This window comes from Enterococcus sp. AZ126 (genome assembly GCF_051714545.1).
In the GTDB taxonomy this organism is placed as follows: Bacteria; Bacillota; Bacilli; order Lactobacillales; family Enterococcaceae; genus Enterococcus_L.
On sequence record NZ_JBIOSB010000001.1, the window covers coordinates 1,427,999 to 1,440,241 of the forward strand.

Below are 12,243 nucleotides of genomic sequence, written 5' to 3' on the forward strand. Positions count from 1 at the left end.
TTACTCCTTTTCAGTGGACGTTATTTTTTCAATCACCGTATCTACCACACCATCCACATAATGGATTTGAATTTTTTCTTTTGGTTGTAGTTCATTGACAGACTTGATGACTTGTTGTTTTTTCGTCGTATAACTATAGCCTCGACCCATGATTTTTAATGGGCTCAACAAATCCAGCTGTTGGACAGCAGAAGTAAATTGTTTTTCTTTATCTTTCATGTATTGTCCCATTCTATCATGAAGTGATTTGTTCAAAAACGTTAGTTGCTGCTGACTTTCTCTGATTTGTCCGATTGGTGTTTGTTGTTTAAATTGAGCAATAATTTCTTGTGCTGTTCGTTGTTTTTGATGATAAACAGTTTCCATCGATTGCATCAAGCGTTGCGTGATTCGGTCTAATTTAATGGTTTGTCCTTCATACAAACGGTCTGGTTGCTTGAATACATATGAATTTTTCAACCGTTGATACCGTTCATTTTTTTGCTGTAATTGATAAAGAAAACTTTGCTCTAAGCGCGTTTGCCGATCTTTGATTTTTAGTAATTCTTCATTCAATACTGGAACGGCCAGTTCTGCTGCTGCAGTTGGTGTTGCCGCTCTCACATCAGCTACCATATCGGAAATCGTTATATCTGTCTCGTGACCCACTGAAGAAATAACTGGTGTATTTGCCTGATAAATCGCTCTGGCTACTCGTTCTTCATTAAACGGCCACAAGTCCTCGATCGAACCACCACCACGACCAATAATCATTGTATCAAAGTTCCCTAATTCTTCGATGCGTTGAATATTACGAACAATATCATCTGCCGCCTGATCTCCTTGCACTAACGTAGGAAATAAAACGAGTTGTGCAATCGGATATCTGCGTTTTACTGTCGTAATAATATCGCGGATAACAGCCCCGCTCGGACTTGTTACAACGGCAATTCGTTTAGGGTATCTAGGCAGATTTTTTTTAGGTCCTTCAAATAATCCTTCTTTTCCTAATTTCTCACGTAACTCTGCCAACGCTTGATATAAAGCGCCCACACCATCCGGCTCCATATGCTCGACATAAATTTGATAGGAACCACCACTTTCATATAATGAAACTCGACCAACTAAAAGGACTTTCATTCCTTCTTTTGGTTGAAACTTCAGTTTTTGAAAAGCAGATTTGAACATTATTGCTGAAATCTTCGCACCATCGTCTTTTAAACTAAAGTACTGGTGAGCATTTGGACGTAAACGAAAGTTGGAAATTTCACCAGTCAAATAAACCCGTTCCAAATATGGATCAGCATCAAATTTACGTTTTAAATATTTTGTTAAAGCTGTAACTGTTAAATATTGCTGTTCCATCTTCTCACCTTACTTTTGTTTTTTACAAGCTTCTACTGTTTGATACATCAACATCGTGATCGTCATCGGCCCAACACCTTTTGGCACTGGCGTGATATAACTTGCAAGAGGAGCGACTTCATCGAATTTTACATCGCCGATCAACTTTCCATGCGCATCTCGATTCATACCAACATCGATGACGACGGCACCAGGTTTAACAAAGTCTTTCGTCACAAAGTGCCCACGGCCTATCGCAACAACTAAAATATCCGCCTCCCGAGCAACAGAGGGTAAATCAACAGTTCTTGAGTGAGCGATTGTAACCGTAGCATTTTTCATCATCATAAGTTGTGCCATTGGCTTCCCAACAATATTACTTCGGCCGATCACCACTGCTCGTTTGCCTTCTAAATCAATGTCATACGCTTCAAACATTTTCATGATGCCGTATGGCGTACAAGGAATCATCGTCGGTTCACCAATAAACAGATGCCCCATATTCATTGGATGAAAACCATCGACATCTTTTTTAGGATCGACGGCTAATAATACTTTTTCTTCATCAATGTGCTTTGGCAATGGTAACTGAACTAGTATTCCATGGTATTCTGGGTCTTTGTTGTATTGGTCGATCACGTCAAGGAGATCTATTTCTGAAATAGTCTCAGGAAGACGTTCAATTTTTGAATGAATGCCGATTTTGGCTGCTGCGATGTCTTTATTCTTTACATACGTTTGACTGGCTTGATTTTCGCCAACTAATAAAACAACTAAACCTGGACGCATGCCTTTTTTTTCAAGTTCTTGCACTTCTTCTTTGATTTGTGCCTGCATTTTATCTGCTAATTCGCGGCCGTTGATTATCTCTCCCATTAAGCTCACTCCTCGTTTTGTCTATATTCTTTCATTTTAGCATAATTTGGCTAGTCTTAAAACTCTATGATTTTTTATATTTTCTAAAATGAAAAAAGATTCAAAGTATCTCTACTTTGAATCAATCTCTTTCATCACATTCGCTAAAACACCGTTGACGAACTTTCTTGAACGGTCATCACTATATTTTTTTGCAAGTTCTATTGCTTCATCCAAAGCAACTGTGTTAGGAACATCCCCAACATAAAGCATTTCGAAAATAGCCATACGTAAAATGATCAAATCCATTTTAGCAATACGTGTAATTGACCAGTTATTTCCTAAATGTTTTTTTATGATCTCATCTAGTTCTGCTTTTCGGTCACAAACACCACCAACCAATAAATCTAAGTATGTCGGGACAAATTCTTCTCCATCATCACTAATGATTTCTTGATTATCTAATTCCAATGCGTATGAAATCGCATCTTGTTTTGTTAAATCAACATTAAAGTCTAAAGGAAATAACGCTTGAAGCGCTTTTTCACGGATCTCATGACGAGTGAAACTTGGCTTACTCATTTTCTCCCTCATCTTCCGGGAATAATTCATCAAAATCTGGTTCAGGCAGCTTCTCAGGCACTACTGCTACCACATGAATATTGACTTCCACTAAATCGATATCTGTCATAAACAGCACTTGCTGTTTCACACGATCTTGCATATCTAAGGCTACTTTAGGTACTGAAATACCGTAATTTAAGTAACAATAAATATCAACTTTAAGACCTTCTTCTTCCGCTCTTAAATAAACTCCCTTACCGTGAGCTGCACGACCAAGAAATTCTGTTACATTATTGGCAAATGTTCCACGCATGCCGTACACACCATCTATTTTAGATGCTGCAATACCAATAATGACTTCAATCACTTCTGGTGCGATAACAATCTCACCTAAAGAATCTTTAGTATTGATTACTAGATTTTTTTCTTCAGTCATTTTAATCCTCCTTATAATAAAAGCGTAGCGGACTCGTTCAGCTCTGGTACGAAAATAGGACTGAGTTTTTTTACCTCATTCATATTTTATCTTTTTTCCGAAAAGCTAGTCCACGAAGCTAGATAATACAAACATAAGCGCAAACTCCTCTTGTTCGATCAGAAAAACTGACTGACCTCTTGTTATCTCATTCAGTTTCCTCTTTCACCAAGGAGCTAGCTGTGTAACTAGATAGTTATAGACTGGAAACTTTTATAATTACTGAATTCCCAACTCATTTCTCTATCTATGTTTACATTCCACCTTAGTTTATCATTAATCCGTTCGTTTCGCTACCAAAAAATCTATGAGAAAATGAGTCAAAAGTAGTTTAATCCTAGAAATTAGTCTGCAACTAGGATACACACCATTTTTTTCATTATTTTCACAAATATTCTTATAATATGATCAATTCTTTGGGCGAATGTGTTAAAACTCGATTTCCTTCGTTCGTAATCAATAAATCATCTTCTATTCTAACACCACCAAGACCTGCAAGATAAATCCCTGGTTCATCCGTGATCACATTTCCAGCTACAAATTGTTTATCTGCTCTGAACGAAACATTCGGACCTTCATGAATTTCTAAGCCAATTCCATGACCCGTACTATGTCCAAATGCCTCACCATATCCGTAAGATGCAATATGATCACGAGCAATCCCATCCAATTGAATCCCAGTCAGTCCTGGTCTTGCTTCATCTAGTACTTTTAATTGCGCTTCTAAAACGATTTGATAAATCTCTTTCAGTTTACTATCTGGTTCGCCGATTGCAAATGTTCGAGTCATATCAGAAACATATCCTTGATAATAACAGCCAAAATCCAACGTGATCAAATCACCTTTTTCAATGACTTTTTCACTAGCAACACCATGCGGCATTGCAGAGCGCACACCACTTGCTACGATTGTTTCAAAAGATACACCTGAAGCGCCTAAAGAACGCATATAAAAATCTAATTGATTGGCAATTTCAATTTCTGTCATACCAGGTTTAATGACTGTCAGAATATGCTTGAATCCAAGATCAGCGATACTGCAGGCTTTTTCAATGATTGCAATTTCTTCTTCGTCTTTGACTTCACGCAATTCTTCAATCAGACCTGCTACTGGTATTAGATCACATGGTGTGATTTCTTCCAAAAGACTATATTCCGCAAAGCTCATAGCCGCTTCTTCAAACGCGATATTCGCCAATTGTTCTTTTTCTGCAATCGCTACAACTTCATCGTAAATCGGCCCAGAATTTTGAATAATTTCAAAGTCTTGAGCTTGTTCTGCTGCTTGTTCTGTATAGCGAAAATCAGTGACAAAAAAAGCTTTGTCTAACGTAATCACTGCCAATCCTGTTGTTCCAGTAAAATTTGTTAGATAACGCAAATTATATGGACTTGTGATAAGAAAACTCGAAAGATCATTTTTTTTCATTAATGCTCTTAATTTATTGACTCTTGCTATCATTGTTTCATCCTTCTTTCCTAATAAGTTCTTTCCTATTATATCAAATAATGATTTTGAAAAACACCGAAGAGCAGTAACCTCTAATTTATTCTAAAGTTTTTATACTACTAGATTTATTTTACCATTTTTTAATTTCTTTTCGTTATAGTAAGCTTTGAAAGAGAGGTCAACTATGAAAAAACGATATTTTGTCTACTTATTTCTATTCGCTATTATCGGCATGCCCCTTTATGCCTTTTTTATAGAGCCAAAAATGATCATCACACACCGCTACACAGTTGGCAGCAATGACGGACAAAAGGCGGTCAAAGTTGTACAACTTTCAGACATTCATATTCAGAAAAAATACCCAGTTGCACAATTAGAAAAAATCGTTACAAAAGTCAATAACGAAAACCCTGATATTATCTTATTTACAGGTGATTTATTTGATAACTACGCAACATACGGGCCAGTTGAAGAAGTTATTACAGCACTTAAGCGTTTAAAAGCGCCATTAGGAAAATATGCTGTCTGGGGGAATCATGACTACGGCGGCGGAGCAGCTCATATTTATCCTGAGGTTTTAGATGCATCAGACTTTCACTTACTTGAAAACAGCAGTGTTACTATTCCACTCTCTAATGAAAAATCGATCTACATAGGTGGTTTGGATGACTCTGTTTTAGGGAATTCATCAATTGAGGATACATTGGCTAACAGACAAAGTGACTATACTATTTTATTAAGCCATGAACCAGATAAAGCAGATGATGTACTCAATCAAAATATTCAGCTAATACTGTCTGGTCACAGTCACGGAGGCCAAGTAAAGCTTCCCTTTTTTAGGATCAAGAATGTGATGGCAGAAAAATATTTTGAAGGTTTTTATCATTTAGAAAACGACACAACGTTGTATGTCAATACAGGATTAGGTACAACAAAAATTCCAGCACGTTTTGGAGTACCACCAGAAATCGCTGTTTTTGATCTGTATGTTTAAAGTAGAGATTGCTTTTGTTCCCATCGTTTATTCGGATTCTTTAAGGCTACTCAAACATTGATATTCTTCGCTTTTTATCCATATGTATCCTAGCTGTCTAAGTTTCAAACGTAACCAATCTCGGTCCTAATAGTCAAGATTCTATTGATTATACCAACTTTTTATCTTTTTTTAATGATGGCCCTTTTTTTGAATCGATAGTTATCAAATAAATACAAAAAACGAGTGAGTTCAAAGCATTCACTCGTTTTGATTTGTTAATTATTTTTTAGTTAGTTTCCTTTAACCAACTTTTTTGTCGGCTCATACTTAGAATCATTCGACAAATCGGACCTACAAGTAATAATTGAAGTGGCAATGCCAGAATCAGATTTTTAGTAAAAGCTTCAATGTAATAATTCAAAAAATTATCTGTAAAACCAAATTGCATGAAAACACCGTACATTGACATAAAAAAGACCATTCCTAAAACCATACAGCTGGAAACAGCAATGATCATATTGATTTTTTTCTCTTTATTGATAGGTAAAGCAAAAGCAAGCTTCTTGGCTGGTGATGAGACGATCAAAATATCAAATATAAACGCTACAATAAATCCTGGGACTAATCCAATTAATAAATTACTCAATGAAAATTGGCCATGTAGTAAAAGATTATAAGCGCTCATTGAAATAACCATAGAAAAACAGACAATCGTTGTGAAAAATATTCCTTCTTTTTTATTTTGTGGCATGCAATACACTCCTCTTTTTTAATAACAGAGTTTATGCTACCATATTAAAAAATTTTTCGTAAGTAAAATATTTTTAATCCTTTTCTAATGGCATTATTTAGGACAAAATATGTATCTGATGGTTTAAAAGAGAGTCCGGGACAATAGTCCTTCAAAAAAAGAAAAAAAGTTCAATTTTGATGATTATTGTCAAAATCAAACTTACTTTTTCTTCTTTCCGTGTCTTCTTCTCCATATAGTTCCCTAATTTTTTTTAATTTAGTGCCATGAGTGCCAAGCTAACGTCAATCTTCGCTCCTTTTTTCCCACGTAAATGGAGACGATAGAACGTTAATTGAGCCTTTAGATGGCCAAATACTGGTTCGACATTGATTTTCCGTTTTCGGTAAATCGAACCTATTTTTTCCTCTAAAAGCTTCTTTTTACATTCTACTTTGGAGTAATGCCAGGAATTGTTCACTTGAATTTGACGCTTTTGATTGCTCTTGGCTTTCGTGTATTGACTCCGAATAGTACATTCCCGACAGTCCTCACATTCATAGACTTTGAAATCTCAGACAAATCCTCCTTTATCTTTTCTACGACGTATTGTTCAGTCCTTCGAATTGCTTCTACTATGACCTCTGTCGGCTTCTCACTATTCGTTGTTACTACGGAAATTTTCGCTAGTGAGACCTCGATGGGTAAGAATGCAGTCCTTTTACTCATGTCACTGCTCTATTTACTACAAAAGATCTGACAGCAGTAGACTTTACTTTGTTTTGCGAGCTTATCCATTCTATCCAACATTTTATGAAGTTTCTATTCATCAGTGCAATTATTTGAAGCGATCTTCCTTCAGATTTCCCGTCACTGAGGACACTCTTGCTGTTGACTAACAGTTTCTACTGCCAATCCTGTGGTGGACGTTCACCACCAAGTCTATCATCCATGCCAAGTACACAATTAAAAATGGGACTGATCTAAAAGTAAGTCACTTATAATTTGTTCGCTATTATTTTATTTATTGTAAATCTGCGCGATAAATCATTAGTATCTCTAATTTGATTTTTAAACTAATGTAACTTTTAGTTAAGCCACATCTCTTCGAATTTACAATTCAAATTAATCTCAGTCTTTAGCTGTTTTTACCAAAAAATTAATTACCAGTAAGATCACGGAGAAGAGAATCATATACATAATTTCACTTGAAGCGGCCGAAATACCTCTACCATAGAGAACAGCTTCTCCAGCCTTCAAAAACCATGTTGTCGGCATAAAATTTCCAATTTTTTGGACTGCTTCTGGCATAATCTCAAGTGGCCACAAGCAACCACCAAGCATCAGCATTGGAAGATTGATCAATGACGCAATTGTGCCTGCCATTAATGCATTCTTTGAAAATCGGCTGATCGTAACACCAATCGAGATACAAACCAGTGCGAAAGCACAGCATACAAGCAGTATCTGATACCTCTCAGCCGATGTTGATCCATATTCAATATTTATTATTCTTGGCACAATTGCAAGCAACGAATAAATCTGGATAAATGCCACAATAAAGTAACTAAAAACATGTTGGAACAGGTAAGACGATGTTTTTAAAGGAGAAATAAGCACTCTTTCAAAAACACCTGAAACTTTATCCTCCATAATTAATATAGTTGAGAATACCATTCCAAATCTCAAATAGCCCAAAGACGTAACTGCTCTTTCCACCGTCTTTTCATCATTACTTGTTAATGTCTTATACTCTACACCAAGATGTCCTTTTGCATATTCCTCTAAGCCTTTATAAAATTCAGCTTCATTACCATCCGCAGCCTTAGCAATCTGCTTTCCTGCGGTAATGTAACTATTAATTCTCATAAAAATCGGCTGAAATGAAAAAAACTATGAGCATAATCCCATATATCATAAGAATTTGTCCTATTTTGCTTAACAAGACAGCTACTTATCTCTTTAACCTAGGTCATAGCTATATTATTATTAATTTTTTTAGATACAGATGCTTTATCGTAATAGTTATACTCCATTTTTAAGCATTTATTCACCTCTCTTAATACTAACATGCTATTTCTATTGTCTTTATTTTCCAAGCATTTAAATTCTTCGTCAGATTTCATCATGTACTAATTAGCATGTTCTAATATTTCTTCTCTTTCATATCGTAGGATAGTTCTTTCCATTTCTATTAAATCCATTATAGAAGCTATAGAATTAGCAGTTATTTCTTTTACACTCTGAATCCATTCAATCCTAGCTTTAGCTTTCAAATCAGCATCAACTTTCTTCTTATTACACACTATTGTTACTATAATATTGACTAAAGATACTATTACTCCAGTAATTGTTTCTGGCCCACTCCATCCATTGAACTTTGTCATATTATCAAAAAATACTCTTATTGGAATCAACTTCATCTCTCCTTTTTATCTAATCATACCAATGGTAAGAATAAATAGCTATATAATAATTAAAAACTGAACTACCTTACTATGTCTTATCAAATTTACTAATAAGTAAGTTACTATCAGTAATTTGGACAAAAATATCGTTGCGGTCCTAAAGTAACGAATCGTGACTCTCAACGAGTCCTCTTTTCATTCCCTAGCGTTTCGTTAGGTCGTCGTTTCAAAGTTATGTGAAAAAAATTCCATTTGACAACGATTCCAAAACACCGTATAGTTAATTATACAAGACATTTACATTACAAAATAATTTAAATAGAGGTGTATTTTTATGAAAAAGTTGATTTTTTCGTTGTTTGTTATTGGTTTTGTCGGTAGTAACGGGTTAGTAAATGTTGCTTATGCAGCAGAATTCCAGCCAACTGGGGTTAATCCTACAAATTCTGATAAAGATAATGCTGTATCTGGACTAGGAAATTCTGATTTAATAGTTGTTATGGAAGATGGTGCTATAGTACACGGTGAAGTTGAAATTAATAATTTATTAGATCCAAATGACAAAGTCTTAGTGAATAGCGAGCTAGATCCTAAAGCAGTTACAGTAGATGATTATAAAGAAAATCCTTCTAGCGTGGAAAAAAAGGAGCTTCCTAAGCAATCAATAAATCTTGCTAGATCTGCTACCCCACCAGGTTATTCTATCAAATTAAAAAATAGGGCTTCTTATAGCTCAGCTGCTTTTAGTGCTCGCGGATGGAGATTTGCTGAACGTTTTTATTATCCTGAATCAGGTACTGGTGCCTTTTTAAGATGGGAAACATTTAGAGATTCTGGTGTCGTAGGTGGCATACTCGCAGCTAGAAACACTTATAAATACGGTAAAAATGGAAATTACTATGGTCAAGTAATATACCCTGGAGGATATTCTTACATAGAAGGCTTAACAACTTACTACACCTACAATCCGATTCCAAACACTTGGTTTAGAGTAAGTAATTTTTAAGATTGACAAGGAGGTGGTTTTAATGAAAAGTAAAATTTTGATTGCAGCATTTTTAGCTTCAAGTATTGCAACAGTATTAGGAACTTCTGTTATGCTTGATAAACCTGTAGTTGCTAATAATTTTGAACATTCTTCTATGCACGAGAAAAATAATAAGCAAGATGAAGTTAAAATGAATCCAACAATTTTGCAAGCTGTCAAACGTGCAAAACAAGACCCTGAGTTTTGGGAATCAGAAGACGAATTTGATGACTCTGACACAATACTTGCTGTTGATGGTGGTTTTCTTAAAGGGGAAATGGAAGACGAGGAAAATGGCGTTATCCTTAACAGCGATACTGACCCCAACGCTACTACTTTAGGCGAAGTACGAAAAGCTATTGCAGAATACACAAACTAGTCTGAAAAATGAAAAAGTCCTCCAAACAAAGGAGGGCTATTTTCTTTGCACGAAAAACCGCCCATTAGAGTAGCGGTATTACGATTCTGTTGAACGTATTGGTAGGTGCGTTCTTTTTAGTTTATAGCGGTTAAGGTCGATATAGTTATTTTACAAATACTATCTATTTCTTTTTTTTAGACTTTTAATTTTCGCTTCACTTAATTTTTTTTCTCTGGTCGTACTGTATTATTCTTTTGATTGAATGATATCATCAAAAGCTAATAAATAGTTCTTAGTGATGATACCAATACAAAAATTACTAAGCCAAACCATAAATATGAAAATAGTTTTACAAATGTAACTAACTGAATTTGTTCTTTGTAATTGATTAACCTTTGAAACACGATTGATAAGAGCAACAAAATAAAGTTACTAATCAATGTTTCTACACGATATTTAAACAAGGTTTATTCACCTTTTCTATTCCTGATTTCTATCATAACGTCAGCATCAGATATAGTTACAATTATTCCGAACAAAGCAATTAAAACTCCAATTATAATTAATGTAAATGTAATTATAAAGTTAATGATGTCACTTAAACCTAAAATATTAGCCTTAATAAATCCGAATAAACGGTGGGAGCAGAAGCAACTCCTTCGGAAATAAGTTGAAATTCACAAAAATTTGAAGAGCAATTTTCGTGAGTTTCCTCTTATTTCTCGAAGCTAAACACTTCTATCCCAACCTCAAAGTAACAAAAGAGAAGAATGAAGGTAACCACGTTGGTGTGATATCTTTAAATTTCCAGCTAAGCATCTATTAATAAATCTTTGTCTGTTTTCTCTGTACTCAACCAGGGCAATATTTATTTGAATGAAAGAAGCACAAAAACGATTATGACACGCAAGCCCAGAAATGACTAACTCAATATCTACTCATCTTAGCGACAAACAAAAAAATGCTACTGCAGAAAAGCTAGATAAATTCGCTAATTTTTAGTAGATAGCATTCAAGCGTTTGTCTATCTAATATAAAAAAGCTCTACCCCTTACTATACAAGGGATAGAGCCGATCGGTTCAATTATTATTGAGCTACTGGATAAACAGACACTTGTTTTTTGTCACGGCCTTTACGTTCAAAACGCACTACGCCGTCTACTTTAGCAAATAAAGTATCGTCGCCACCAATACCTACGTTAGCTCCTGGGTAAATTTTAGTTCCGCGTTGACGGTATAAAATTGATCCACCAGTTACTGTTTGGCCATCAGCACTTTTAGCACCTAGGCGTTTAGATTCTGAATCACGACCATTGGAAGTAGAACCTCCACCTTTTTTATGGGCGAAAAACTGTAAATTCATTTTTAGCATTATCTGCACCTCCTATTTTCTAATTAATTGTCGTTACTCGAACAAATTCACTGTTTTCTGCCTCAACAGATTGGAGACCTAATAAAAGATTCTCTAATAATATCTGAGCAATGTTTGCTTGTTCTTGAGTAACATCAGAAATCGTTTCAACATACATATATCCTTGTTCCACTTCATTCATATCTATAATTGGCGTAAATCCCGCTAAGGCTTCAATGCCATTATATGTACTAAAAGCTAGAACAGATACTGCAGCACAAACAATATCCTGACCTGGTTCAGCTGAGTAAGCATGACCACTTATTTCAAAAGAAACGATCTGGCCTGAGCCATTTCGTTTAAAAGAACTTTTAATCATTGATAGGCCTCTTTCCTATGCAACTTAAAAGAATTATGCGTTGATTGCGTTGATTACAACTTTTGTATATGGTTGACGGTGACCTTGTTTGCGGTGAGTGTGTTTTTTAGGTTTGTATTTGAAAGTCACGACTTTCTTTTGTTTGCCGTGTTTTTCTACAGTTCCTTCGACAGTTGCACCTGAGACAGTTGGAGCTCCTACTTTCGTAGATTCGCCACCCACCAAGATAACTTCGTCAAAAACAACTTTTTCGCCAGCTTCTACGTCTAATTTTTCAACGTAAATTGCTTGACCTACCTCAACTTTTACTTGTTTACCACCAGTTTTGATAATTGCGTACATGC

The 12,243-nt window shown here is 35.4% G+C and carries 14 protein-coding genes and 2 pseudogenes; 3 read left to right on the forward strand and 13 right to left on the reverse strand.

What is annotated here, in order from left to right:
- The 5 genes from xseA to IGI43_RS06895 all read right to left on the reverse strand — a co-directional run bounded on the left by xseA (nt 1) and on the right by IGI43_RS06895 (nt 4,679).
- Entirely contained in the window at nt 1-1,344 is a 1,344-nt protein-coding gene (gene xseA / locus IGI43_RS06875; RefSeq protein WP_438757084.1) for an exodeoxyribonuclease VII large subunit, read from the reverse strand.
- A gap of 9 nt (nt 1,345-1,353) precedes the next feature.
- Entirely contained in the window at nt 1,354-2,199 is an 846-nt protein-coding gene (locus IGI43_RS06880) for a bifunctional methylenetetrahydrofolate dehydrogenase/methenyltetrahydrofolate cyclohydrolase (RefSeq protein WP_438757085.1), read from the reverse strand.
- Between the two features lie 111 nt (nt 2,200-2,310).
- Nucleotides 2,311-2,760: a transcription antitermination factor NusB gene (gene nusB / locus IGI43_RS06885; protein WP_438757086.1), complete on the reverse strand. Its 450-nt coding sequence runs from the start codon at nt 2,758-2,760 to the stop codon at nt 2,311-2,313.
- Nucleotides 2,753-3,178, reverse strand: coding sequence for an Asp23/Gls24 family envelope stress response protein (locus IGI43_RS06890; protein ID WP_438757087.1), 426 nt, complete (start codon nt 3,176-3,178; stop codon nt 2,753-2,755). Before IGI43_RS06890 ends, nusB begins: the two co-directional genes overlap by 8 nt.
- 436 nt (nt 3,179-3,614) lie before the next feature.
- Nucleotides 3,615-4,679 (reverse strand): M24 family metallopeptidase, encoded by a 1,065-nt coding sequence (locus tag IGI43_RS06895; protein ID WP_438757088.1) that lies wholly within the window; start codon nt 4,677-4,679, stop codon nt 3,615-3,617.
- Between the two features lie 172 nt (nt 4,680-4,851).
- On the opposite strand from IGI43_RS06895, the gene IGI43_RS06900 reads away from it, so the two are divergent.
- Nucleotides 4,852-5,661: a metallophosphoesterase gene (locus IGI43_RS06900; protein WP_438757089.1), complete on the forward strand. Its 810-nt coding sequence runs from the start codon at nt 4,852-4,854 to the stop codon at nt 5,659-5,661.
- 268 nt (nt 5,662-5,929) lie between these two features.
- Here IGI43_RS06900 and IGI43_RS06905 read toward each other — a convergent pair whose 3' ends face one another.
- The 4 genes and pseudogenes from IGI43_RS06905 to IGI43_RS06920 form a co-directional block, all read right to left on the reverse strand.
- Entirely contained in the window at nt 5,930-6,394 is a 465-nt protein-coding gene (locus IGI43_RS06905; RefSeq protein WP_438757090.1) for a DUF2798 domain-containing protein, read from the reverse strand.
- 44 nt (nt 6,395-6,438) lie between these two features.
- A pseudogene (locus tag IGI43_RS06910) lies at nt 6,439-6,977 on the reverse strand (transposase); the annotation flags it as partial.
- Nucleotides 6,978-7,504: 527 nt separating this feature from the next.
- Nucleotides 7,505-8,242 (reverse strand): ABC transporter permease, encoded by a 738-nt coding sequence (locus IGI43_RS06915; protein ID WP_438757091.1) that lies wholly within the window; start codon nt 8,240-8,242, stop codon nt 7,505-7,507.
- Nucleotides 8,243-8,505: 263 nt separating this feature from the next.
- Entirely contained in the window at nt 8,506-8,790 is a 285-nt protein-coding gene (locus IGI43_RS06920; protein WP_438757092.1) for a hypothetical protein, read from the reverse strand.
- Nucleotides 8,791-9,115: 325 nt separating this feature from the next.
- Between IGI43_RS06920 and IGI43_RS06925 the strand changes: the two genes are divergently transcribed.
- Complete coding sequence (locus IGI43_RS06925) at nt 9,116-9,787, forward strand: hypothetical protein (protein WP_438757093.1); 672 nt, start codon at nt 9,116-9,118, stop codon at nt 9,785-9,787.
- 22 nt (nt 9,788-9,809) lie between these two features.
- On the forward strand, nt 9,810-10,187 hold the full coding sequence (locus tag IGI43_RS06930; protein ID WP_438757094.1) for a hypothetical protein: 378 nt from the start codon (nt 9,810-9,812) through the stop codon (nt 10,185-10,187).
- A 600-nt stretch (nt 10,188-10,787) separates the two neighbouring features.
- Here the strand turns inward: IGI43_RS06930 and IGI43_RS06935 are convergent.
- The 4 genes and pseudogenes from IGI43_RS06935 to rplU form a co-directional block, all read right to left on the reverse strand.
- Nucleotides 10,788-10,907 (reverse strand): annotated as a pseudogene (locus tag IGI43_RS06935) (DUF3788 family protein); the annotation flags it as partial.
- A gap of 349 nt (nt 10,908-11,256) precedes the next feature.
- On the reverse strand, nt 11,257-11,544 hold the full coding sequence (rpmA, locus tag IGI43_RS06940; RefSeq protein WP_438758825.1) for a 50S ribosomal protein L27: 288 nt from the start codon (nt 11,542-11,544) through the stop codon (nt 11,257-11,259).
- A 16-nt stretch (nt 11,545-11,560) separates the two neighbouring features.
- Nucleotides 11,561-11,899, reverse strand: a complete 339-nt coding sequence (locus IGI43_RS06945) for a ribosomal-processing cysteine protease Prp (RefSeq protein WP_438757095.1) — start codon at nt 11,897-11,899, stop codon at nt 11,561-11,563.
- Between the two features lie 33 nt (nt 11,900-11,932).
- Nucleotides 11,933-12,241 carry a 50S ribosomal protein L21 gene (gene rplU / locus IGI43_RS06950; RefSeq protein ID WP_438757096.1) on the reverse strand — a complete coding sequence of 103 codons (309 nt, stop codon included), beginning with the start codon at nt 12,239-12,241 and terminating at the stop codon, nt 11,933-11,935.
- Between the last annotated feature and the right edge of the window lie 2 nt (nt 12,242-12,243).

What these genes read in the sequence shown, in the direction of transcription:
- IGI43_RS06890 (WP_438757087.1), bottom strand. Translation starts at nt 3,178, where the DNA reads ATGACTGAAGAAAAAAATCTAGTAATCAATACTAAAGATTCTTTAGGT.
- IGI43_RS06900 (WP_438757089.1), top strand. Translation starts at nt 4,852, where the DNA reads ATGAAAAAACGATATTTTGTCTACTTATTTCTATTCGCTATTATCGGC.
- IGI43_RS06925 (WP_438757093.1), top strand. Translation starts at nt 9,116, where the DNA reads ATGAAAAAGTTGATTTTTTCGTTGTTTGTTATTGGTTTTGTCGGTAGT.
- xseA (WP_438757084.1), bottom strand. Translation starts at nt 1,344, where the DNA reads ATGGAACAGCAATATTTAACAGTTACAGCTTTAACAAAATATTTAAAA.
- IGI43_RS06905 (WP_438757090.1), bottom strand. Translation starts at nt 6,394, where the DNA reads ATGCCACAAAATAAAAAAGAAGGAATATTTTTCACAACGATTGTCTGT.
- IGI43_RS06880 (WP_438757085.1), bottom strand. Translation starts at nt 2,199, where the DNA reads ATGGGAGAGATAATCAACGGCCGCGAATTAGCAGATAAAATGCAGGCA.
- rplU (WP_438757096.1), bottom strand. Translation starts at nt 12,241, where the DNA reads ATGTACGCAATTATCAAAACTGGTGGTAAACAAGTAAAAGTTGAGGTA.
- IGI43_RS06915 (WP_438757091.1), bottom strand. Translation starts at nt 8,242, where the DNA reads ATGAGAATTAATAGTTACATTACCGCAGGAAAGCAGATTGCTAAGGCT.
- IGI43_RS06930 (WP_438757094.1), top strand. Translation starts at nt 9,810, where the DNA reads ATGAAAAGTAAAATTTTGATTGCAGCATTTTTAGCTTCAAGTATTGCA.
- nusB (WP_438757086.1), bottom strand. Translation starts at nt 2,760, where the DNA reads ATGAGTAAGCCAAGTTTCACTCGTCATGAGATCCGTGAAAAAGCGCTT.
- IGI43_RS06895 (WP_438757088.1), bottom strand. Translation starts at nt 4,679, where the DNA reads ATGATAGCAAGAGTCAATAAATTAAGAGCATTAATGAAAAAAAATGAT.
- IGI43_RS06945 (WP_438757095.1), bottom strand. Translation starts at nt 11,899, where the DNA reads ATGATTAAAAGTTCTTTTAAACGAAATGGCTCAGGCCAGATCGTTTCT.